This window comes from Mycobacterium sp. E136 (assembly GCF_001666865.1).
Classification (GTDB): Bacteria; Actinomycetota; Actinomycetes; order Mycobacteriales; family Mycobacteriaceae; genus Mycobacterium.
In genome coordinates this window covers 1-21,885 of the sequence record NZ_LZJE01000144.1, presented here as the reverse complement: position 1 = coordinate 21,885, position 21,885 = coordinate 1, and the positions used below count along the sequence as shown (strand labels likewise).

The following is a 21,885-nucleotide window of genomic DNA, read 5'->3' as shown; positions in this document are numbered from 1 at the left end:
ACAAGCTCTGCGCGCAGATTCTGCTGCTGTCGGCCGAGGATCCCACCAAGGACATCCACCTCTACATCAACTCGCCCGGCGGCTCGATCAGCGCCGGTATGGCGGTCTACGACACCATGGTGTTGGCGCCGTGCGATATCGCCACCTACGCCATGGGCATGGCCGCCTCGATGGGCGAGTTCCTGCTCGCCGCGGGTACCAAGGGCAAGCGCTACGCGCTGCCGCACGCCCGCATCCTGATGCACCAGCCGCTGGGCGGGGTCACCGGCAGCGCGGCCGACATCGCCATCCAGGCCGAGCAGTTCACGGTCATCAAGAAGGAGATGTTCCGGCTGAACGCCGAGTTCACCGGGCAGCCGATCGAGCGGATCGAAGCGGACTCCGACCGCGACCGCTGGTTCACCGCGCAGGAGGCCCTCGAGTACGGCTTCGTCGACCACATCATCACCAGCGCGAGCGTCAACGGCTCAGGACCAGGAGCAGGACTAGACAAATGACCGATCACATCCATCCGTCCTTGGACGCCCGCGTGCAGCCCCAGGCCCGCTACATCCTGCCGTCGTTCATCGAGCACTCCAGCTTCGGCGTCAAGGAGTCCAACCCGTACAACAAGCTCTTCGAGGAACGCATCATATTCCTCGGGGTGCAGGTCGACGACGCGTCGGCGAACGACATCATGGCCCAGCTGCTGGTGCTCGAGTCGCTCGATCCCGATCGCGACATCACGATGTACATCAACTCGCCCGGCGGCTCGTTCACCTCGCTGATGGCGATCTACGACACCATGCAGTACGTGCGCGCCGACATCCAGACGGTGTGCCTCGGGCAGGCCGCCTCGGCCGCCGCGGTGTTGCTGGCGGCGGGTACGCCCGGTAAGCGCATGGCGCTGCCGAACGCCCGCGTGCTGATCCACCAGCCCGCGCTCGCCGGCGTCATCCAGGGTCAGTTCTCCGACCTGGAGATCCAGGCCAAGGAGATCGAGCGGATGCGCACGCTGATGGAGGTGACGCTGGCCCATCACACCGGCCGGACGCCCGAGCAGATCCGCAAGGACACCGACCGCGACAAGATCCTGACCGCCGATGAGGCCAAGGAGTACGGCGTCATCGACACCGTCCTGGAGTACCGCAAGCTGTCGGCACAGACCGCCTGATCACGGTTCCCGAACCACGCGAAACGGGGTCTGCGACCTCGTCCGGCGTGGCACGCTGTCTGCACGCCAGGGGACGGTAGGGGAGGACTGCGATGACGGTGGGGGTGCGAGCACGCTCGGTGGCGGCGACGTTGGCGGCGACGGCCGCGGTCTGGAGTCTCGCTGCCATCGCCTCACCCGCGATCGGCGACGCCCAAGAACCGGCTTGTCCCGCGGGCACGTACTGGGACATGTACACCGATCAATGCGTCCCCAATGACGTCAACGTGTATCTGAACCCCGCGCCGGTGGTGGGCCCCGCTGGCCCCGTCGGTGTCGGAGGAGTGGTGGGCCCCGCCGGACCGGGACCCGTCGGGCCAGGGCCGGCTGGGCCGGGACCGGCCGGGCCCGGACCCGCAGGACCCGGCCGCCGATAGATCGACGGAGTCGACCGGCGCCGTGCACGGCGCCGGAATACGGGTACTTTGGGTGCCGACGGCCTCTCGGTCCGGTCACGGCGACGACACGCCAGAGACACGGCGGCGCGTTCGCTGGGGTCCGAGGGTAATCAGACGATATGTTGGCGCGAACACAGATGAATACCACTGGCGCGATTCGGCTTTATCGGTCGCCTCGCGCGGGAACAAACGGGTAGCGTCGGGTGAACCACCCGAGGCAACCACAGAAAAGAAGCTTCACCGGCTGCGAGGAAAGTAGGACCCCACCACCATGGCGCGCATTGGAGACGGCGGTGACCTGCTGAAGTGCTCGTTCTGCGGCAAGAGTCAAAAGCAGGTTAAGAAGCTCATTGCGGGTCCGGGCGTCTATATCTGCGACGAGTGCATCGATCTCTGCAACGAGATCATCGAAGAGGAACTCGCCGACGCAGACGACGTAAAACTCGACGAACTGCCCAAGCCGGCCGAAATCCGCGAATTCCTCGAGGGTTACGTCATCGGGCAGGACGCCGCCAAGCGCACCCTCGCGGTTGCGGTCTACAACCACTACAAGCGAATTCAGGCGGGGGAGAAGACCCGCGATTCGCGTTCCGAGCCCGTCGAACTGGCCAAGTCCAACATCTTGATGCTCGGGCCGACCGGTTGCGGTAAGACCTATCTGGCGCAGACGTTGGCCAAGATGCTCAACGTCCCGTTCGCCATAGCCGATGCCACCGCGCTGACCGAAGCCGGATACGTGGGCGAGGACGTCGAGAACATTCTGCTCAAGCTGATTCAGGCGGCGGACTACGACGTCAAGCGCGCCGAGACCGGCATCATCTACATCGACGAGGTCGACAAGATCGCCCGCAAGAGCGAGAACCCGTCGATCACCCGCGACGTCTCCGGTGAGGGTGTCCAGCAGGCTTTGCTGAAGATCCTGGAGGGCACGCAGGCGTCGGTGCCGCCGCAGGGCGGTCGCAAGCACCCCCACCAGGAGTTCATCCAGATCGACACCACCAACGTGTTGTTCATCGTCGCGGGCGCGTTCGCGGGTCTGGAGAAGATCGTCTCCGACCGTGTCGGCAAGCGCGGACTGGGCTTCGGCGCCGAGGTGCACTCGAAGGCCGAGATCGACACCCAGGACCACTTCGCCGAGGTCATGCCCGAAGACCTGATCAAGTTCGGGCTGATCCCGGAGTTCATCGGCCGCCTGCCCGTCGTGGCGTCGGTGACCAACCTGGACAAGGACTCGCTCGTGCAGATCCTGTCCAAGCCGAAGAACGCGTTGGTGAAGCAGTACACCCGCCTGTTCGAGATGGACGGCGTGGAACTCGAGTTCACCGACGAGGCGTTGGAGGCGATCGCAGACCAGGCCATCCACCGCGGCACCGGCGCTCGTGGTCTGCGCGCGATCATGGAGGAAGTCCTGCTGCCGGTGATGTACGACATCCCGAGCCGCGACGACGTCGCCAAGGTGGTCGTCACCAAGGAGACCGTCCAGGACAACGTGCTGCCGACCATCGTGCCGCGCAAGCCGTCGCGCCCGGAGCGCCGCGACAAGTCTGCTTAACGACGATCAAGCGGCGAGGAACGAGCCGCGTTGAGGAGTTAAGCGATCGAGCCCTGCTTAACGACGATCAAGCGGCGATCTAGCAGTCCTCCGATTGGGGGACAACGGATTCCACTCGGTAATCGTCCGATCCCCTGAGGATTTCGCGCGCCGACGCTGTGAACATCGTCGGCATGACTTCGGTTACAGCGGTTACCCCTGCGCCCCCGTCGCTGCGACGCATCTCGATCGCCAGTTATGTCGGCTCAGCCATCGAGTTCTACGACTTCTTCATCTACGGCACTGCGGCAGCGCTGGTGTTCCCGACGGTGTTCTTCCCCAACCTGGGCCATGTGATGAAGACGACGGCCGCGCTGGGCGCCTTCGCCGCGGCATTCCTTGCCCGCCCGGTGGGCGCGGCGGTGTTCGGCCACTTCGGCGACCGGATCGGCCGCAAGCAGACGCTGGTGATGACGCTGCTGCTGATGGGTATCGCGACCGTCGGCGTCGGCCTGATCCCGAGCACCGCGTCGATCGGCATCGCCGCACCGCTGCTGCTCATCACCATGCGCCTGATCCAGGGCTTCGCGGTCGGTGGCGAGTGGGCCGGGGCGGTGCTGCTCAGCGCCGAGAACGCGCCCGCGCACCGGCGTGGGTTCTACGGCATGTTCACCCAGCTCGGCCTCGGCACCGCAGTGGTGTTGGCCAACGTGGTGTTCCTTCTGGTGCACTTCGGCTTCGGCTCGTACAACGACGCGTTCCTGCAGTGGGGATGGCGCATCCCGTTCCTGCTGTCGGCGGTGCTCATCGCGACGGCGCTCTACATCCGGCTGCGCGTGGAGGACTCCCCGGCGCTCGACGAGGAGCCCGCCGAGCCGGCCACCCCGATCGCGGCGCTGCTGCGACGCCAGGGCCGCCAGATGCTGCTGGCATCGGGCGTCGCCGTGTGTGCCCCGATGCTCGTCTTCCAGGCCAGCACGTTCTTCACGCACTACGCCGCGGACCACCTGGACTACTCGACGAACCTGGTGCTGCTCGTCGGCGTGATCGGCGGACTGTGTCAGGTGCTGGTCGTGATCGCGGCGGCGACGCTCAGCGACACCTACGGGCGCAAACGCGTCGTCACCGTTGGCTTCGCGATCGCGGTGCCGTGGTCGTTCGTGCTGTTTCCGTTGGTGCAGAACGGAAACCGGCTGGTGTTCGGTGTGGCGATCGTGGCGACCTACGCGCTGATCGGAATGTGCATGGGGCCGCTGGCGGCGTTCCTGCCGGAGATCTTCGCGCCGCAGTACCGCTACACCGGGGCGGCGCTGGCGCACACGTTCGGCGCCGTCATCGGCGGTGCGCTGCCGCCCGTGGTCTCCCCGACGCTGCTCAACTCGTACGGCGGGTGGGCCGTCGCGGTGATGATGGGTGCGCTCGCGGCGGTCAGCCTGATCTGCACCGTCAAGCTGCCGGAGACCGCAGGATCGCGGATCTAGGCCCTCAGCGGACGATGCGATCGGGCCGGGTGTAGACGTTCATCGACTCGCCTCGCAGGAAGGCCACCAGCGTGAGCCCGGACGCCGCGGCCAGATCGGCGGCCAGCGACGACGGCGCCGACACCGCGGCCAGCACCGGAATGCCCGCCATCACCGCCTTCTGCGTCAGTTCGAACGAGGCGCGCCCGCTGACCAGCAGCACGGTTCCGGTCAGCGGGACGCGGTTCTGCTCCACCGCCCAGCCGATGACCTTGTCGACGGCGTTGTGGCGGCCGATGTCCTCACGGACGACGAGCGTGGCGCCGTCGCTGTCGAACAGGGCCGCGCCGTGCAGCCCGCCGGTGCTGGCGAACACCTTCTGGGCCTTGCGCAGCCTGGCCGGCAGCGCCGCCAGCGTCTCGGCGGACACGGTCGACGGGTCGTCACCGGGCGCATGGCGGCTGCTCAGCTGCACGGCCTCGAGCGACGCCTTTCCGCACACCCCGCACGAGGACGTGGTGTAGAAGTTTCGGGTCACATCGGTATCGGGCATCGCGACGCCGGGCGCCAGCGTCACGTCGAGCACGTTGTAGGTGTTGAGCTGGTCGGCGCCCGTCCCTTTGCAATAGCGCGCCGCCACGACGTCGTCACGCCCCCCGATCACACCCTCGGTGAGCAGAAAACCCTGAGCCAGTTCGACGTCGGAGCCCGGCGTGCGCATCGTCACCGTGATGGCGGCGCCGTTGACCCGGATCTCCAGCGGTTCCTCGACGGCGAGGGTCTCCGGCCGCGCCACCGCGGCGTCCATGGTCACGTGCTGTACCCGCCGCCTGGCTGTGACCCGACCCATGACACCCACCCTAGGGCGAACGGTCGTAGATAACGTTTCCGTGCTGTTCATCACGACGCCAGCTCACGAAGCGGCGTCGGCGTCGTGCGGACGGCACAATGTATGCGTGCCCAACGAACTGCAACCGCACCGCCGCACGCCGGTCTGGCGTGACCCGCTGTCGGCCGGCTTCCTCGCGCACCGCAACCTGCTGCTCCTACGTCTGCGCTGGCACCAGCGGCGCGCCGAGACGTCGGCAGATACCGGCTGACAACGCGACGACCAGCGCCGAGACGGTGCTAGCTAGCGGCTACTGAGCGGTAACCATTTCCTTAGAATTATTGTCTCGCGGACGTGACGAACAACACAGTTTTGTCTCACGCGAGGCATCAACACATCGGCTGAGCTGTACGTTCGACTCCCTACCGGCGGCACGCCGCGGGCGAGTCCGGTGAAGGGCTGCCTAAGAGAAGTGCAATAATCGGTACTGGCAGTGACATCAAAACTTTGGTGGACGTCCACCGTCGGCGCGTCGACTCGACAGTGACTCGGAGGACATCCCCACGCAGCGTGGAAGGCAGGCCTCGTGGCAGCGAACGACAACGCGGTCAGTCCGGGGAGTGCGGGTCCTCGACAGAAGCTCGAGAAGGTCGTCATCCGTTTCGCCGGCGACTCCGGCGACGGTATGCAGCTCACCGGTGACCGGTTCACCTCCGAAGCCGCGCTGTTCGGCAATGACCTTGCCACGCAACCGAATTACCCCGCTGAGATCCGCGCGCCGCAGGGCACGTTGCCCGGTGTGTCGTCGTTCCAGATCCAGATCGCCGACTACGACATCCTCACTGCAGGCGACCGCCCCGACGTGCTCGTCGCGATGAACCCGGCGGCGCTCAAGGCCAACGTCTCGGATCTGCCGCGCGGCGGTCTGATCATCGCCAACTCCGACGAGTTCACCAAGCGCAACCTCGCCAAGGTCGGCTACGAGGCCAACCCGCTCGAGACCGAGGAGCTGTCCGACTACGTCGTGCAGGCCGTCCCGATGACGACGCTGACCCTCGGTGCGGTCGAGTCGATCGGCGCCTCGAAGAAGGACGGCCAGCGTGCGAAGAACATGTTCGCGCTCGGCCTGCTGTCGTGGATGTACGGCCGCGAACTCAAGCACAGCGAGGCGTTCATCCGCGAGAAGTTCGCGCGCAAGCCCGATGTCGCCGAGGCCAACGTGCTCGCGCTCAAGGCCGGCTGGAACTACGGCGAGACCACCGAGGCCTTCGCCAGCACCTACGAGGTTGCCCCCGCCAAGCTGAAATCCGGTGAGTACCGCCAGATCTCGGGTAACACCGCGCTGGCCTACGGCCTCGTCACCGCCGGTCAACTCGCCGACCTTCAGGTCGTACTCGGCACCTACCCGATCACCCCGGCGTCGGACATCCTGCACGAGCTGTCCAAGCACAAGAACTTCAACGTGCTGACCTTCCAGGCCGAGGACGAGATCGCCGGCATCGGCGCGGCCATCGGCGCCTCCTACGGCGGGGCCCTCGGCGTCACCAGCACCTCGGGCCCGGGCATCTCGCTGAAGTCCGAGGCGATTGGCCTGGCCGTGATGACCGAACTGCCGCTGATCGTCATCGACGTGCAGCGCGGCGGGCCGTCGACGGGCCTGCCGACCAAGACCGAGCAGGCCGACCTCCTGCAGGTGATGTACGGCCGCAACGGTGAGTCGCCGGTTGCGGTGCTCGCGCCCCGTTCGCCGTCGGACTGCTTCGACGTCGCCGTGGAGGCCGCCCGCATCGCGGTCAGCTACCACACGCCGGTGGTGATCCTGTCTGACGGCGCGATCGCGAACGGCTCTGAGCCGTGGCGGATTCCGGACGTCAGCAGCTATCCGGCCATCGAGCACACCTTCGCCAAGTCCGGCGAGCCGTTCCAGCCGTACGCCCGCGATCCCGAGACCCTGGCGCGCCAGTTCGCGATTCCCGGTACGCCCGGCCTCGAGCACCGGATCGGCGGACTGGAAGCGGCCAACGGCTCCGGCAACATCTCCTACGAGCCGAAGAACCACGACCTGATGGTCCGGCTGCGCCAGGCCAAGATCGACGGCATCACCGTGCCGGATCTCGAGGTCGACGATCCGACCGGCGACGCGGAGCTGCTGATGCTGGGCTGGGGCTCGAGCTTCGGGCCGATCGGTGAGGCCTGCCGCCGGGCGCGCCGCAAGGGCATCAAGGTCGCCCAGGCGCACCTGCGCAACCTCAACCCGTTCCCGGCCAACCTCGGTGAGGTGCTGCGGCGGTACCCGACGGTCGTGTGCCCGGAGATGAACCTGGGCCAACTCGCCCTGCTGCTGCGGGGCAAGTATCTGGTTGACGTCCAGTCGGTGACCAAGGTCGAAGGCATGGCCTTCCTGGCCGACGAGGTCGAGGGCATCATCGATGCGGCACTGGACGGAACGCTCGGTGAGAAGGAAAGTGACAAAGCGAAGTTCGCACGACTGGCGGCGGCCACCGTCGAGGTCGGAGTGAGCGGTGTGGGAGCGAACGCATGACCGACACGAGCGAGGAGCGAAGGCGGATCGCGAATGACTGACTTAGCCGGAGCAGATCTCGGGTTGACCGCGGGCACCAGCCTGGTGCCGACGACCGATCAGCCGCAGAAGTCGAAGGACTTCACCAGCGACCAGGAGGTCCGCTGGTGCCCCGGTTGCGGTGACTACGTCATCCTCAACACCATCCGCAACTTCCTGCCGGAACTGGGGTTGCGCCGCGAGAACATCGCGTTCGTCAGCGGCATCGGCTGCTCGAGCCGTTTCCCGTACTACCTGGAGACCTACGGGTTCCACTCGATCCACGGCCGCGCGCCGACGATCGCCACCGGCCTGGCGCTCGCGCGCGAGGACCTGTCGGTGTGGGTCGTCACCGGTGACGGCGATGCGCTGTCCATCGGCGGCAACCACCTGATCCACGCGCTGCGCCGCAACATCAACATCACGATCCTGTTGTTCAACAACCGGATCTACGGGCTGACCAAGGGGCAGTACTCCCCGACGTCGGAGGTCGGCAAGGTCACCAAGTCGACCCCGATGGGTTCGTTGGACTACCCGTTCAACCCGGTGTCGCTGGCTCTCGGTGCCGACGCCACGTTCGTCGGCCGGGCCCTGGACTCCGACCGCAAGGGGCTCTCCGAGGTGCTGCGCGCTGCCGCCGCACACCGCGGCGCGGCGCTGGTCGAGATCCTGCAGGACTGCCCGATCTTCAATGACGGCTCCTTCGACGCCCTGCGTAAGGAGGGGGCCGAGGAGCGGCTGATCAGCCTCACCCACGGCGAACCCGTCACGTTCGGTGCCGACGGTGAGTACTGCGTGGTGAAGTCCGGCTACGGGCTGGAGATCGCCAAGACCGCCGATGTGTCGGCCGACGAGATCGTCATCCACGACGCGAACCTCGAGGACCCGGCCTACGCGTTCGCGCTGTCGCGGCTGTCGGACCAGAACCTCGAGCACATGGTGATGGGCATCTTCCGTCAGGTGAGCAAGCCGACCTACGACGACGCCGCCCGCCAGCAGGTCGCCGCGGCCCGCTCCGAGAAAGCGCACGACACGGCGGCGCTTCAGTCGCTGCTTCGGGGCAAAGACACCTGGACTGTCGACTAACGTCTCGGTCATGACGACCACCGTTCCGTTGGCCGGAATCATCCTGGCGGGCGGGGCTTCCCGCCGCATGGGCCGCGACAAGGCCACGCTGCCGTACGAAGGCACCACGCTCGTGGAGCGGATGGTGAGCATCCTCAAGCCACGGTGCGCGCCTCTGTACGTCATCGCCGCGCCGGGGCAGGCACTGCCCGCGCTCGACGCCGAGATTCTGCGCGACGAGGTCCGCGGCGTGGGTCCGCTGTTGGCGACCGGTCGAGGGTTACGGGCGGCCGCCGAGGCCGGATCCGAACTGGCGTTCGTCGCCGCGGTGGACATGCCGTTGCTGACGACCGATCTGATCGACGAACTGGCCGGGCCCGCCATCCGGCTCCACGCCGACGTCGTGCTGCCCTGGGACGGTCGCGACCACTACCTCGCCGGGGTCTACCGCACGGCGCTGGCCGGCCGCGTCGCCGGACTGGTGGCTGCGGGCGAGCGCAGCATGCGCGCGCTGGTCGACCGGGTCGACACTCAGCGGATCGTGATGCCCGAGCAGCGGGCGCTGACGAACGTCAACACCGCCGCCGATCTCGCATCGATTCGCGACGTGCAAATCGCCTAGCAAATTCTCTTAAGAATTACCTTCAATTCGCGTTACTGTACCTCGAATTCGTGCCACCGAATTTCTCCGCTAGATTACCGTGATATACCGCACCGAATTGCGAATATCTCGCCACCGGCGATAGGCGCAGCGCCCGGAAACCGGATCGTGAATGCGCCTGGGTGACAGGGGCTTTCGCCGACGGCGCGCGGCGGTGGTGTGCGAATTCGGCCTCCTTGTGGCCCATTACGGCGCACGGCCCCGACTGAATGCGAGGCTCGCGACTGGTCCGATTGGGGTGCGGGGCGTCGTACGGGCCCGATCCGCGGGATTGCGATGCTGACGCGAGGTCGCGGCGCCCCTCGGTGACGACGAAAGGTCGGATCGCCGAACGGATTTGCCGGGAAGGACGTGGCCGCCGTCCGCGACACCTACCGATGTGTTTCGCGTGACTAGTTGACGCGCAGAAGATTTGAGCGACCGGTCCCGGGGCGAAACAGCGAAGGCGTCGAGCGGGGACGGGCACGTCTCCGTGGTACCGAGCCAACTTCGACACCGACGCCGCGGTTTCGCCGATCCTCGGTCCTCGCTGCATCGGGCGCCCGTGTTCCAGTTCACAAATAGGCCGTGAGATGGCTCACGGATGTCGCCCGAGAGGTTTAATTTGATCTCTCCGTCAAACACGCGAATGACCTGGGATAACGAAAGGCGATCACCGTCGTGATCGTTCCGTTATCTGCCCGCGACACGCCTTCGCTCGATATGACTTCGGCGGAGCCTCTTTTGTACGGTCCAAACCGGCTCTACCGGAGCAAATAATTTCAAAAACCACGAACCTGCGTGTGAGTGGGGCTGTAGGAGGCGAGGCCTCCGGCGGCCGCCGGCGCTGACGCCCGGCGAGGCACTTCTGGCCTCCCGCTGTCGCACCCGACCGAGACGGTGCGGCCCAAATCCGGCCTGTTCGACAGGCATGCCCATCCCGTGCGCTTCGGCGCGGGTGTGTAGTGGCGCGCGCGTGGCGAAAGGATAGAAGTTGAAGAACATCCGCAAGACATTCGGCCTGGCGACCTTTGCCGGTGCGCTCGCGTTGGCGCCCATGGCAATGGCCACCGGCACTGCCAATGCGGACAGTGTGGACTGGGACGCCGTCGCGGCGTGCGAATCGGGTGGCAACTGGTCCATCAACACCGGTAACGGCTACTACGGCGGCCTGCAGTTCACCCAGAGCACCTGGCGTGCCAACGGCGGCAGCGGCTCGCCGCACAACGCCAGCCGGGAAGAGCAGATCCGCGTCGCGGAGAACGTGCTGCAGTCACAGGGCATCGGCGCATGGCCGGTGTGTGGCGGTCGCGGCTAAACGCCGTATTTCGTCTTTTACAAGAGGCGGTGCCGGATGACTCCGGCACCGCCTCTTCTTTCTCAGAGGGCTCTTACGCCAATTAAGTAACGAATAAAACTTTTGACCCTCGCGTAACACGTGACGTTCATCACCCGACACACCGGATGACCGCAGCGGAGATCGAGGGGTTCTCGGATGCGGGCCTTGTGAAAACGGTCGGGGAAGGACCGCAGAGATGAACGTTCGTACCGCAGTTATCAAGGGCATGTGGGCCGCGGCGATCTCCGGAGCGCTCGCGATGGTGCCGATGGCCCTGTCCGACGCCTCGCTGGCCACCGCCAACGCCGATTCGGTGAACTGGGATGCCATCGCCGAATGCGAATCCGGCGGCAACTGGGCGACCAACACCGGAAACGGCCACTACGGTGGCCTGCAGTTCAAGCCGGCCACCTGGGCCTCCAACGGCGGTGTCGGCAACCCGGCGACCGCCTCGCGCGCCGAGCAGATCCGCGTCGCCGAGAACGTCCTGCGCACGCAGGGCCTGAAAGCGTGGCCGAAGTGTGGGCCCCGCGGCGCCACGCCCGCGGTGTGGACCACGCCCTCGGCGCCCTCCGCTCCTGCGCGGACGGTGCCTGCCTCGGCCACGGGTTGCGCCTCGATGCCGTCCAGCGGGCTGTTCGGCTTCGTCAACCCGCGTCAGATGTGCACGGCGCTGCTGAACCCGATCGGCACGCTCAGCGGAGCACGCTGAACTCGTTGCCCTGCGGGTCGATGGGGCCGTCAGGGGCCGAGTCGACGCTCCATCGCCACCGGTTGGGAACGACGCGCTCGTCGTCGACGCGGACGAACTTCCAGATGAGGTCGTCCCAGCCGGCCGACCGGTAGAGCCACCGCGGTGTCCCGTCGGGACCGTCGCGCACCTCGGCTCCCACCCGGGCGGCCCACCAGTTGGCGAGTTCCTCGGGCCGGGCGCTGTCCGTGCAGATCGCGAACACCCGCGCCGGCGGGTCCGCGTCGCCCTGGTCGTCGGGAAAGGCGCAGAACTCATTGCCCTCGATGTCCGCGAGCGTCGCCCACCCGGTGTGCTCGGCGATGATGCGGGCGCCGAGGTCAGTCAGTGTCTCGGTGTCGCGAACGTAGAGATCGAGATGGACGCGGTTCTTCACCGTCTTCGGACGGTCCTGCGGCCGGAAGACCAGCAGCCTGCGCGCGGCCTCGCTGCCGAGGACCTCGGCCCAGAAGGCGGTCATCGCATGCGGGTCGGCGGACTCGACGACCAGGGGGCCCAGGTGCACGCTCACGCCGTGGACAGGTCGCGGTCGGTGGGCGGCCGGAATGCCGAGCGCGCGGCCACGGCGGCCAAGTGGCGAGCCACCAACGCGTCGGGTCCCAGCACCGTCGCGCGGCTGGCCAGCGCGCTGAGCGCGGGCGGCAGGTTCATGACGCGGCCGATGAACCGCGATTCGCGCACCAGTGAGCGGACCCGCGGCCGGCGGAAGGCGACGAACCGCGCGAATGCCGCGGCGATGTCGTCGTCCCCGTCGAGGAACCTGGCCAGGATCGCGGCGTCCTCCAGCCCCTGGCAGCCGCCCTGCCCGAGGTGCGGGCGCATCGGGTGGGCGGCGTCGCCGACGGTCACCACCGGGCCGCGCGACCACTGACGTGCCTCGTCGCGGTCGTAGAGGTCGTTGCGCAACACGTCGGCGGGATCGGTGGTGGCCAGGATCTCGGGAACGGGCTGCGCCCAGGACGCGAACCGCTGCCGCAGGTACGCCAGTTCGCCCTGCGGCGCGCTCGTCGCCTCCGGCACCCGCTCGGTGGCGAACCAGTACGTGTCCTGCTCGCCCATCGGGACGTGACCGAACTCGACCGCGGGACCGAGCGTTTCACCCGCGAGCTCGGGGTCGAGCCGGCAATGCGCCACCCCGCGCCACGCGGTGTAGCCGACGTAGGTGTTGCGCAGAGGTCCATTGAGATGGCGCGCGACCATCGAGTGGGTGCCGTCGGCGCCGACGACGGCCTCGGCGTCCATCACCGTGGAGTCGGCCAGCCTGACCCGGACGCCGTCGGCGGTCACCGCGAGCGCCTCGGCCGCCACGCCGGCCCGCACGGTGCCGTCGGCGAGCGCGGAGGCCAGGATCGACGTCAACGCCGAACGGCGGATGACCACGAGTGGTTCGCCCAGGGACGTGACGATGAGTTGCGCTTCGGGCCGTCGCAGCCAGCTGCCGTCGCGCCACCGCGCGGCGCCCGCCGTGATCCGGCCGCCGGCCTGACGCACCGGGTCGCCGAGGCCGATGTCGTCGAGCGCGGCCAACGCGTTGGGCCAGATGCTGATCCCGGCCCCCGACGACGTGTCGGTGCGCTCCTCGACCAGGGTGATGTCGTGTCCGCGTTGTTGCAGCGCGACGGCGGTCGCCAGTCCGGCGATGCCCGCTCCGATCACAACGATCCGCTTCGGCATGCACCGAAACTAGCGCGCGGAAGGCGTCGGATTACAGGTCGAAGATCAACAGCGTGCTGCTCGCGGTGGCCACGACGGTGCCGGAGCCGTCGGTCACCACACCTTCGGCGAAGCCGACCCGTGACCCAACCTTGACCACGGTGCCGGTCGCGGTGAGCACGCCGCTGTCGAGGCGAACCGCCTTGAGGTAGTTCACCTTGATCTCCACCGACGTGTAACCCTTGCCCTGCGGCAGGGTGCTGTGCACCGCGCAGCCGGTCACCGAGTCGAGAAGGGTGCAGATGAGCCCGCCGTGAATCGCACCGATCGGGTTGTATGCGGATTCGTCCGGCACACAGGTGAATTCGACACGGCCCGGCTCGACCCTCGCGATGTCGAACTGCATCAGCCCGCCGATCGGCGCGGGCGGCAGCTCGCCCTCGGCCATTGCGCGCAGGTAGTCGATACCCGCCATGGACAGGCCCTTGGCGGTGCCCGGACCGGGGGAGTGCCAGGTCACTGTGCGTGAACGCTGCGGGCCCCAGTCCTCGCGGCCGGGTGTCTTCTCCAGTTCGAGGGTCATCGGGTTTCCTTCGATCGGCTCAGGAGGTGAGCGGGGGATACCGGCGTTGCCGGTCGGGGTCGAACTCGGAGACGGCGTGGGCCTGACCCCACGCCAGCAGTGCGTCGAGAACGGGTAACAACGCCCGACCGGAGTCGGTCAGCCGGTATTCATGGCGCTCCGGGGCGTCCTGGTAGCGCGACCGTGCGACCACCCCGGCCTGCTCCAGCGCCCTCAGCCTCGCGGCGATGCGGTCGCGCGGCGCGCCCGTTCCGCGCACGATGTCACTGAAACGCGTTGCTCCCAGCGCGATTTCACGGACCACCAACAGCGCCCAACGTTCGCCGACCAGCTCGAGGGCGGCCGCGATGGGACAGGGCCGGCCGGGCAGCTCCGCCAACGGCACGGTGGTGATCGTCGACACCGCACCATCATGCCGCGCCATGGTTTGAAAATCAAACTCACTCGGGTCTCGACGCAGGAAGGCGGCCGGTTCGTGTGCTACGAACGGGGCATGACCGCGACGGCTCCCCACACCGCCTCGTATCGCGCACCGTTCGACGACCTCGACGAGTACGTCGGGCTGCCCCGTGTCTCGGGATTGGCACTGTCGCCGGACGGCACGCGGCTGGTGACCACCATCGCCGAACTGAACGACAAGAGAACCGAATACGTCACCGCGGTGTGGGAGCTCGATCCCGCCGGCGTGCAGCCGGCGCGCCGCTTGACGCGCGGGACCACGGGAGAGTCGGCGCCCGTGTTCGCGGCCGGCGGCGACCTACTGTTCGTCGCCGCCCGCCCAACGGGCGACGACGACAAGCCGCCCGCCGCGCTGTGGCGGCTCCCGGCCACCGGCGGGGAGGCGGCGCAGGTGCTGGCGTTGCCCGGCGGCGTCGAGGCGGTGCGCCCGGCCCGCGATGCCGATGCCGCGGTGGTGCGCTCACCACTGATGCCGTCGGCGCGGACGATCGAGGACGACCGTCGGCTCCGCGATCTCCGCAAAGACAACAAGATCACCGCGATCCTGCATACCGGCTATCCGATCCGGCACTGGGACTCCGATCTCGGGCCCGGCGAACCACACCTGCTCGGCGTCGACCTGACCGCCGATACCGCCCGCAGCCAAGACGTCCGCGACCTGACCGCCGCGCCCGGCGGTGCCCTGCGCGACTCCGACTACGACATCAGTTCCGACGGGCAGTTCTTGATCACCACGTGGCAACGGCCGGCACCGGGCGCGTCCCGGCATTCGGTGCTGGTCGAGATCGACCTCGACAGCGGCGAGCGCACGGTGCTGGTCGACGATCCCGACGCAGACGTCTGGGGTCCGGCCATTTCGCCGGACGGGTCGACGGTCGTGTACCTCCGGGAGACGTTCTCGACGCCCGACACTCCGCCGCGGATCATGCTGGGCTGTATGCGGTTTGGTGAGGAACCCACGACGCTCGCGGCCGACTGGGACCGCTGGCCGGCCTCGGTGACGTGGCTGCGCGACGGTTCGGCGGTGATCGTCACAGCCGACCAGGATGGGCGGGCACCGGTGTTCCGAGTCGACGTCGCCGACGGTGCGGTGACTCAGCTGACGTTCGACGACCACTGCTACTCCGACGTGGCCGCCGCGCCTGATGGTGCGCTGTTCGCGTTGCGCAGCTCCTACGCCGAGCCGCCGCACCCGGTGCGCATTGATCCCGACGGCGCGATCACCGAACTGCCCTGCGTCGAGGCGCCGCCGCTGCCGGGCACGCTGACCGAACTCGAGACGACGACCGACGACGGCACCCGGGTGCGCTCATGGCTGGTGCTGCCGGCGGGTGATGGCGAGGCGCCGCTGCTGCTGTGGATCCACGGCGGCCCCCTGAACAGCTGGAACGTGTGGTCGTGGCGATGGAATCCCTGGCTGCTGGCCGCCCGCGGGTATGCCGTGCTGCTGCCCGACCCCGGGCTCTCGACCGGGTACGGGCAGGACTTCGTCGCGCGCGGCTGGGGCGCATGGGGCGGCGCCCCGTTCGAGGACCTGATGGCCATCACCGACGCGGCCTGCGCACATCCGCGCATCGATGCCTCCCGCACGGCGGCGATGGGCGGCTCGTTCGGCGGCTACATGGCCAACTGGGTCGCCGGCCACACCGACAGGTTCGACGCGATCGTCACCCACGCCAGCCTCTGGGCGCTCGACCAGTTCGGCGCCACCACCGACTCGTCGTACTACTGGCTGCGTGAGATGACCCGCGACATGGCCGAACAGAACTCCCCGCACCGCCACGTCGGCCGAATCCGCACGCCGATGCTCGTGATCCACGGCGACAAGGACTACCGCGTCCCGATCGGCGAGGCGCTGCGGCTCTGGTACGAGTTGCTGACCCACTCGGGGCTGCCCGCCGACGCCGACGGCGACAGCCAGCACCGGTTTCTGTACTTCCCGTCGGAGAACCACTGGGTGCTCACACCGCAACACGCCAAGATCTGGTACCAGGTGGTGATCGGGTTCCTAGCCAGGCACGTGCTCGGTGAGGACGTCGAGGAGCCCGAGACGCTCGGGTAGCGTCGCGACCATGAGCGCACCGGAGCCGGGCGGCCGGCGAGATTCCACATCGCAGCGGGATTTCGACATCGTCGTGTACGGGGCCACTGGGTTCGTCGGCAAACTCACCGCCGAATACCTGGCCAGAACGGCTCCGGAGGTCCGGATCGCGCTCGCCGGCCGATCTCACGACAAGCTGATCGCGGTCCGAGACTCGTTGGGTGACAAGGCCGCTTCGTGGCCGCTGATCACCGCGGACGCGTCACAACCGTCGACCTTGAACGCGATGGCCGCACAGACCCGCGTCGTGGTGACGACGGTCGGGCCCTACGCCCGCTACGGCCTGCCCCTCGTTGCGGCGTGCGCGGCGGCCGGCACCGACTACGCGGATCTGACCGGCGAACCGCTGTTCATGCGCGACAGCATCGACCAGTATCACGAGCAGGCCGCCCGCACCGGCGCGCGCATCGTGCACTCGTGTGGATTCGACTGCATCCCTTCCGATCTCACGGTCTTTGCCCTGTATCGGCGCGCACAGCAGGACGGCGCAGGCGAGCTCACCGACACCAACCTGGTGCTGCGCGGATTCAAAGGCGGCGTTTCGGGCGGGACCGCCGCTTCGCTGATCGAGGTCATGCGCGAGGCCGCAGGAAACCCCGAGGCTCGGCGGCTGATGAACGACCCCTACACGCTCAGCCAGGACCGGGCCAACGAGCCCGAGTTCGGCGGTCAGCCTGACCTGCGGTGGCGCAGGGGCGCCGAGATCGCCCCGGAATTGCGCGGCTACTGGTTCGGACCCTTCGTGATGGCCGCGGTCAACACCCGAATCGTGCGGCGCAGCAACGAATTACTCGATCACGCCTACGGTCGCCGGTTCGAATACGGCGAGCAGATGAGCATGGGGAAGTCGGCGCTCGCACCGGTCGCGTCGGCGTTGTCCGCGGCCGGCAACACCGCGACGATGGCGCTGGGAACGCGCTTCTTCCACCGGGTGCCCAACACGCTCGTCGAGCGCGTGCTGCCGAAACCGGGCACCGGTCCAAGCGAACGCGTCCGGGAGAGCGGCTACTACGACGTCGAGACCTACGCCAGGGCCACCACGGGCGCCCGCTATCGCGCGGTCATGTCGCAGAAGGGCGATCCGGGCTACAAGGCGACGTCGGTATTGCTGGGGGAGAGCGCGCTGGCGCTCGCGCTGGACCGCGACAAGCTCTCCGACTTACGCGGCGTGCTGACACCGGCCGCGGCCATGGGCGATGCGTTGCTCACCCGGCTGCCTGCCGCGGGGGTGACGTTGACGACGGAACGCCTTTAGGGGTAGCCCACGTCACAGCGGTCGCGGGGCGGAAACCGCCCTGTTCGGCCGCGTTTCGGGGCAGTTAGCGACCGCCCCGGCCGCGTTCCTAGAATTGCGGGGTGACCGCCAGCCCCCCGTCCTCTGCCGAAGCCCTGCCCAAGTCCTGGGATCCGGGCGCGGTGGAGAGCGACCTCTACGAGGGTTGGGTCAAGGCCGGCTACTTCACCGCCGACGCCACCAGCGGCAAGCCCGCCTATTCGATCGTGCTGCCGCCGCCGAACGTCACAGGCAACCTGCACATGGGTCACGCGCTGGACCACACGCTGATGGATGCGCTGACCCGCCGCAAGCGCATGCAGGGCTACGAGGTGCTGTGGCTGCCCGGCATGGACCACGCAGGGATCGCGACGCAGTCGGTGGTCGAGAAGCAACTCGCCGTCGACGGCAAGACCAAAGAGGACTTCGGCCGGGACCTGTTCATCGACAAGGTCTGGGACTGGAAGCGCGAATCCGGTGGCACCATCGGCGCGCAGATGCGCCGCCTCGGCGACGGCGTGGACTGGAGCCGCGACCGGTTCACCATGGACGAGGGCCTGTCCCGCGCGGTGCGCACGATCTTCAAACGGCTCTTCGACGCCGGGCTCATCTACCAGGCCGAGCGACTGGTCAACTGGTCGCCGGTGCTCGAGACCGCGATCTCGGACCTCGAGGTCAAATACGAAGACATCGAAGGCGAACTGGTGTCGTTCCGGTACGGCTCGCTCGACGACGCCGAACCGCACATCGTGGTCGCCACCACCCGCGTCGAGACGATGCTGGGCGACACCGCGATCGCCGTGCACCCCGACGACGACCGCTACCGCGACCTGGTCGGCAAGACGCTGCCGCATCCGTTCATCGACCGCGAAATCGTCATCGTCGCCGACGAGCACGTCGACCCCGAATTCGGCACCGGTGCGGTCAAGGTGACGCCCGCGCACGACCCGAACGACTTCGAGATCGGCCTTCGTCACCAGCTGCCGATGCCGTCGATCATGGACACCAAGGGCCGAATCACCGGCACGGGAACCGAATTCGACGGTCAGGACCGCTTCGAAGCCCGGGTCAAGGTGCGCGAGGCGCTGGCCGAGCAGGGCCGCATCGTCGCCGAGAAGCGCCCGTACGTGCACAGCGTCGGGCACTCCGAGCGCAGCGGCGAGCCGATCGAACCGCGCCTGTCTCTGCAGTGGTGGGTCAAGGTCGAGGCGTTGGCCAAGGCCGCCGGCGACGCGGTTCGCAACGGCGACACCGTGATTCACCCGCCCAGCCTCGAGCCGCGGTGGTTCGCGTGGGTGGACAACATGCACGACTGGTGCATCTCGCGGCAGCTGTGGTGGGGCCACCGCATCCCGATCTGGCACGGGCCCGACGGCGAGACGGTTTGCGTCGGCCCCGACGAGACACCACCCGAGGGCTGGGAGCAGGACCCCGACGTACTCGACACCTGGTTCAGTTCGGCGTTGTGGCCCTTCTCCACCATGGGCTGGCCCGACCACACGAAAGACCTCGCCAAGTTCTATCCGACCACCGTGCTGGTCACCGGCTACGACATCCTGTTCTTCTGGGTGGCGCGGATGATGATGTTCGGCACGTTCGTCGCCGATGACCCCGCGATCACCCTCGACGGTCAGCGCGGGCCGCAGGTGCCGTTCCAGAACGTCTTCCTGCACGGGCTGATTCGCGACGAGCACGGCCGCAAGATGAGCAAGTCGCGCGGTAACGGGATCGACCCGCTGGACTGGGTGGAGATCTTCGGGGCCGACGCGCTGCGGTTCACGCTCGCGCGCGGTGCGAGCCCCGGTGGCGACCTGTCCATCGGCGAGGACCACGCCCGCGCGTCCCGTAATTTCGCCACGAAGCTGTTCAACGCCACCCGGTTCGCGCTGATGAACGGCGCAGCACCCGCCCCGTTGCCCGAGACCGCCGAACTGACCGATGCCGACCGGTGGATCCTGGGCCGCATGGAACAGGTTCGCGCCGAGGTGGATTCGGCGTTCGACGCCTATGAGTTCAGCCGGGCGTGCGAGTCGCTGTACCACTTCGCATGGGACGAGTTCTGCGACTGGTACGTCGAGCTGGCCAAGGTGCAGTTGGCCGACGGCATCGACCACACGACAGCGGTGCTCGCAGCGGTGCTCGACACGCTGCTCAAACTGTTGCATCCGGTGATGCCGTTCGTCACCGAGGTGCTGTGGAAGACCCTGACCGGCGGCGAATCGCTGGTCATCGCCGACTGGCCGGCGGCGTCGAGCTTCGAGCTCGATCCGGTTGCCGCGCAACGCGTCGCGGACATGCAGAAGCTGATCACCGAGGTGCGCCGCTTCCGCAGCGACCAGGGGCTCAACGACCGGCAGAAGGTCCCGGCCCGGCTGTCGGACATCGCCGGTGCGGACTTGCAGGCGCAGGTGCCCGCGGTGCGGTCGCTGGCCTGGCTGACCACCGACGGCGACGGCTTCGCCCCGACCGCGGCTATCGAGGTGCGGCTGTCGCGCGGCACCGTGACCGTGGAGGTCGACACCTCGGGCACCGTGGATGTGGCCGCCGAACGGCGTCGCCTGGAAAAGGACCTCGCGGCGGCGCAGAAGGAACTGGCCAGCACCACAGGCAAACTCGGGAACGAGGCGTTCCTGGCGAAGGCGCCCGCGGAGGTGGTCGACAAGATCCGCGGACGCCAGCAGGTCGCTCAAGAGGAGGTCGACCGCATCACCGCAAGGTTGGCCGCGCTCCGATGACCGCGCCGGACGACCGGCCGCCTCCGGAACCCGAGCCGTCACCGGACGAGATCGCGGCGCTCCTGCAGGTCGAGCATCTGCTCGACCAGCGTTGGCCCGAAACGAAACTCGAACCCAGCACGACCCGCATCTCGGCGTTGCTCGAGCTCCTCGGCTCACCGCAGCGCGGATATCCGTCGATCCACATCGCGGGCACCAACGGCAAGACGTCCGTCGCGCGGATGGTCGACGCGTTGTTGACCGCGTTGCACCGCCGCACCGGCCGCACCACCAGCCCGCACCTGCAGTCGGCAGTCGAGCGCATCTCCATCGACGGCAAGCCGATCAGTCCCGCGACCTACGTCGACACCTATCGCGAGATCGAGCCGTTCGTGCAACTGGTCGATCAGCAGTCCGAGGCCGCTGGCGCCCCCCGCCTCAGCAAGTTCGAGGTGGTGACGGCGATGGCGTTCGCCGCGTTCGCCGACGCGCCGATCGACGTGGCCGTCGTCGAGGTCGGCCTCGGCGGGCGCTGGGACGCCACCAACGTCGTCAACGCCCCCGTCGCGGTGATCACCCCTATCGGGGTGGACCACGCCGAGTACCTGGGCGACACGCTCGCCGAGATCGCCGCGGAGAAGGCCGGAATCATCGGCAAACAGGAAGACGAGATAGTTCCGTCAGGAACAGATATCAGCACCGTGGCGATCATCGCCAGGCAAGCCCCGGAGGCGATGGAAGCGCTGCTGGCGCAGACGGTGCGCGCCGACGCGGCCGTCGCCCGTGAGGACTCCGAGTTCGCGGTGCTCGGCAGGCAGGTCGCGGTCGGCGGGCAGCTGCTGGAGCTACAGGGGCTGGGCGGGCTCTACTCCGACATCTTCCTGCCGCTGCACGGCGAACACCAGGCGCACAACGCCGCCCTGGCGCTCGCGGCCGTCGAGGCGTTCTTCGGTGCCGGCGCGCAGCGCCAACTCGACATCGATGCCGTGCGGGCGGGTTTCGCCGCGGTGACGAGCCCGGGCCGGCTGGAGCGAATGCGCAGTGCGCCAACGGTTTTCATCGACGCCGCGCACAACCCCGCGGGCGCCGCGGCGCTGGCCCAAGCGTTGACGGAGGAGTTCGACTTCCGGTTCCTGGTCGGCGTCGTTTCGGTAATGGGCGACAAGGACGTCGACGGCATCCTGGCCGCGCTGGAACCGGTGTTCGACCAGATCGTCGTCACCCACAACGGCTCACCGCGCGCGCTCGACATCGAGGGGCTGGCGCTGCTCGCCGAGCAGAAGTTCGGGCCCGAACGCGTGGTCACGGCCGCTACGCTGCCCGACGCGATCGAGACC

The 21,885-nt window shown here is 67.9% G+C and carries 19 protein-coding genes and 1 pseudogene; 15 read left to right on the top strand and 5 right to left on the bottom strand.

Features of this window, described 5'->3' with window-relative positions:
- From A5698_RS09490 to A5698_RS09475, 5 genes are all read left to right on the top strand, one after another.
- Nucleotides 1–497 (top strand): ATP-dependent Clp protease proteolytic subunit (locus tag A5698_RS09490; RefSeq protein ID WP_068295795.1); only part of this gene is annotated, 497 nt, incomplete at its 5' end.
- Nucleotides 494–1,153, top strand: coding sequence for an ATP-dependent Clp protease proteolytic subunit (locus A5698_RS09485; protein ID WP_067085036.1), 660 nt, complete (start codon nt 494–496; stop codon nt 1,151–1,153). The genes A5698_RS09490 and A5698_RS09485, both read left to right, overlap by 4 nt.
- A 92-nt stretch (nt 1,154–1,245) precedes the next feature.
- The gene (locus tag A5698_RS28930) at nt 1,246–1,569 is read left to right on the top strand and encodes a hypothetical protein (protein ID WP_197506725.1); all 324 of its coding nucleotides are present in this window, start codon (nt 1,246–1,248) and stop codon (nt 1,567–1,569) included.
- A 292-nt stretch (nt 1,570–1,861) separates the two neighbouring features.
- Nucleotides 1,862–3,142, top strand: a complete 1,281-nt coding sequence (clpX, locus tag A5698_RS09480) for an ATP-dependent Clp protease ATP-binding subunit ClpX (RefSeq protein WP_067085034.1) — start codon at nt 1,862–1,864, stop codon at nt 3,140–3,142.
- Nucleotides 3,143–3,315: 173 nt separating this feature from the next.
- Nucleotides 3,316–4,602, top strand: coding sequence for an MFS transporter (locus tag A5698_RS09475; RefSeq protein ID WP_156670679.1), 1,287 nt, complete (start codon nt 3,316–3,318; stop codon nt 4,600–4,602).
- A 4-nt stretch (nt 4,603–4,606) separates the two neighbouring features.
- Here A5698_RS09475 and fdhD read toward each other — a convergent pair whose 3' ends face one another.
- On the bottom strand, nt 4,607–5,431 hold the full coding sequence (gene fdhD / locus A5698_RS09470) for a formate dehydrogenase accessory sulfurtransferase FdhD (protein ID WP_068295793.1): 825 nt from the start codon (nt 5,429–5,431) through the stop codon (nt 4,607–4,609).
- Between the two features lie 106 nt (nt 5,432–5,537).
- Here fdhD and A5698_RS09465 point away from each other — a divergent pair, with 106 nt between their 5' ends.
- From A5698_RS09465 to A5698_RS09440, 6 genes and pseudogenes are all read left to right on the top strand, one after another.
- Complete coding sequence (locus A5698_RS09465) at nt 5,538–5,681, top strand: hypothetical protein (protein ID WP_156613767.1); 144 nt, start codon at nt 5,538–5,540, stop codon at nt 5,679–5,681.
- A 315-nt stretch (nt 5,682–5,996) separates the two neighbouring features.
- Nucleotides 5,997–7,952: a 2-oxoacid:acceptor oxidoreductase subunit alpha gene (locus A5698_RS09460; protein ID WP_068295789.1), complete on the top strand. Its 1,956-nt coding sequence runs from the start codon at nt 5,997–5,999 to the stop codon at nt 7,950–7,952.
- Nucleotides 7,953–7,985: 33 nt separating this feature from the next.
- Complete coding sequence (locus A5698_RS09455) at nt 7,986–9,056, top strand: 2-oxoacid:ferredoxin oxidoreductase subunit beta (protein ID WP_067291819.1); 1,071 nt, start codon at nt 7,986–7,988, stop codon at nt 9,054–9,056.
- A gap of 10 nt (nt 9,057–9,066) precedes the next feature.
- The gene (mobA, locus tag A5698_RS09450; RefSeq protein WP_084792356.1) at nt 9,067–9,657 is read left to right on the top strand and encodes a molybdenum cofactor guanylyltransferase; all 591 of its coding nucleotides are present in this window, start codon (nt 9,067–9,069) and stop codon (nt 9,655–9,657) included.
- Nucleotides 9,658–10,759: 1,102 nt separating this feature from the next.
- Nucleotides 10,760–10,993 (top strand): annotated as a pseudogene (locus A5698_RS09445) (transglycosylase family protein); the annotation flags it as partial.
- Between the two features lie 217 nt (nt 10,994–11,210).
- Nucleotides 11,211–11,726, top strand: coding sequence for a transglycosylase family protein (locus tag A5698_RS09440; protein WP_067085097.1), 516 nt, complete (start codon nt 11,211–11,213; stop codon nt 11,724–11,726).
- Here the strand turns inward: A5698_RS09440 and A5698_RS09435 are convergent.
- From A5698_RS09435 to A5698_RS09420, 4 genes are read right to left on the bottom strand one after another with little or no spacing between them, the layout of a single operon-like run.
- Nucleotides 11,710–12,276 carry a VOC family protein gene (locus A5698_RS09435; protein WP_068295785.1) on the bottom strand — a complete coding sequence of 189 codons (567 nt, stop codon included), beginning with the start codon at nt 12,274–12,276 and terminating at the stop codon, nt 11,710–11,712. The two genes, A5698_RS09440 and A5698_RS09435, sit on opposite strands and share 17 nt — an antisense overlap.
- Nucleotides 12,273–13,439 (bottom strand): FAD-dependent oxidoreductase, encoded by a 1,167-nt coding sequence (locus tag A5698_RS09430; protein ID WP_068295784.1) that lies wholly within the window; start codon nt 13,437–13,439, stop codon nt 12,273–12,275. The genes A5698_RS09435 and A5698_RS09430 overlap by 4 nt, the downstream gene beginning before the upstream one ends.
- 31 nt (nt 13,440–13,470) lie before the next feature.
- Nucleotides 13,471–14,001, bottom strand: coding sequence for a PaaI family thioesterase (locus A5698_RS09425; protein WP_068295783.1), 531 nt, complete (start codon nt 13,999–14,001; stop codon nt 13,471–13,473).
- A gap of 19 nt (nt 14,002–14,020) precedes the next feature.
- On the bottom strand, nt 14,021–14,425 hold the full coding sequence (locus tag A5698_RS09420; RefSeq protein WP_231967359.1) for a winged helix-turn-helix transcriptional regulator: 405 nt from the start codon (nt 14,423–14,425) through the stop codon (nt 14,021–14,023).
- Nucleotides 14,426–14,494: 69 nt separating this feature from the next.
- Between A5698_RS09420 and A5698_RS09415 the strand changes: the two genes are divergently transcribed.
- The 4 genes from A5698_RS09415 to folC form a co-directional block, all read left to right on the top strand.
- Nucleotides 14,495–16,522, top strand: a complete 2,028-nt coding sequence (locus tag A5698_RS09415) for an alpha/beta hydrolase family protein (RefSeq protein WP_068295797.1) — start codon at nt 14,495–14,497, stop codon at nt 16,520–16,522.
- A gap of 10 nt (nt 16,523–16,532) precedes the next feature.
- On the top strand, nt 16,533–17,816 hold the full coding sequence (locus A5698_RS09410; protein ID WP_068295781.1) for a saccharopine dehydrogenase family protein: 1,284 nt from the start codon (nt 16,533–16,535) through the stop codon (nt 17,814–17,816).
- 101 nt (nt 17,817–17,917) lie between these two features.
- On the top strand, nt 17,918–20,569 hold the full coding sequence (locus A5698_RS09405; RefSeq protein WP_068295779.1) for a valine--tRNA ligase: 2,652 nt from the start codon (nt 17,918–17,920) through the stop codon (nt 20,567–20,569).
- A partial coding sequence (folC, locus tag A5698_RS09400; RefSeq protein ID WP_068295777.1) for a bifunctional tetrahydrofolate synthase/dihydrofolate synthase occupies nt 20,566–21,885 on the top strand: 1,320 nt, incomplete at its 3' end. The genes A5698_RS09405 and folC, both read left to right, overlap by 4 nt.

What these genes read in the sequence shown, in the direction of transcription:
- A5698_RS09410 (WP_068295781.1), top strand. Translation starts at nt 16,533, where the DNA reads ATGAGCGCACCGGAGCCGGGCGGCCGGCGAGATTCCACATCGCAGCGG.
- A5698_RS09440 (WP_067085097.1), top strand. Translation starts at nt 11,211, where the DNA reads ATGAACGTTCGTACCGCAGTTATCAAGGGCATGTGGGCCGCGGCGATC.
- A5698_RS09425 (WP_068295783.1), bottom strand. Translation starts at nt 14,001, where the DNA reads ATGACCCTCGAACTGGAGAAGACACCCGGCCGCGAGGACTGGGGCCCG.
- A5698_RS09430 (WP_068295784.1), bottom strand. Translation starts at nt 13,439, where the DNA reads ATGCCGAAGCGGATCGTTGTGATCGGAGCGGGCATCGCCGGACTGGCG.
- clpX (WP_067085034.1), top strand. Translation starts at nt 1,862, where the DNA reads ATGGCGCGCATTGGAGACGGCGGTGACCTGCTGAAGTGCTCGTTCTGC.
- A5698_RS09455 (WP_067291819.1), top strand. Translation starts at nt 7,986, where the DNA reads ATGACTGACTTAGCCGGAGCAGATCTCGGGTTGACCGCGGGCACCAGC.
- A5698_RS09420 (WP_231967359.1), bottom strand. Translation starts at nt 14,425, where the DNA reads ATGGCGCGGCATGATGGTGCGGTGTCGACGATCACCACCGTGCCGTTG.
- fdhD (WP_068295793.1), bottom strand. Translation starts at nt 5,431, where the DNA reads ATGGGTCGGGTCACAGCCAGGCGGCGGGTACAGCACGTGACCATGGAC.
- mobA (WP_084792356.1), top strand. Translation starts at nt 9,067, where the DNA reads ATGACGACCACCGTTCCGTTGGCCGGAATCATCCTGGCGGGCGGGGCT.
- A5698_RS09485 (WP_067085036.1), top strand. Translation starts at nt 494, where the DNA reads ATGACCGATCACATCCATCCGTCCTTGGACGCCCGCGTGCAGCCCCAG.
- A5698_RS09475 (WP_156670679.1), top strand. Translation starts at nt 3,316, where the DNA reads ATGACTTCGGTTACAGCGGTTACCCCTGCGCCCCCGTCGCTGCGACGC.
- A5698_RS28930 (WP_197506725.1), top strand. Translation starts at nt 1,246, where the DNA reads ATGACGGTGGGGGTGCGAGCACGCTCGGTGGCGGCGACGTTGGCGGCG.
- A5698_RS09415 (WP_068295797.1), top strand. Translation starts at nt 14,495, where the DNA reads ATGACCGCGACGGCTCCCCACACCGCCTCGTATCGCGCACCGTTCGAC.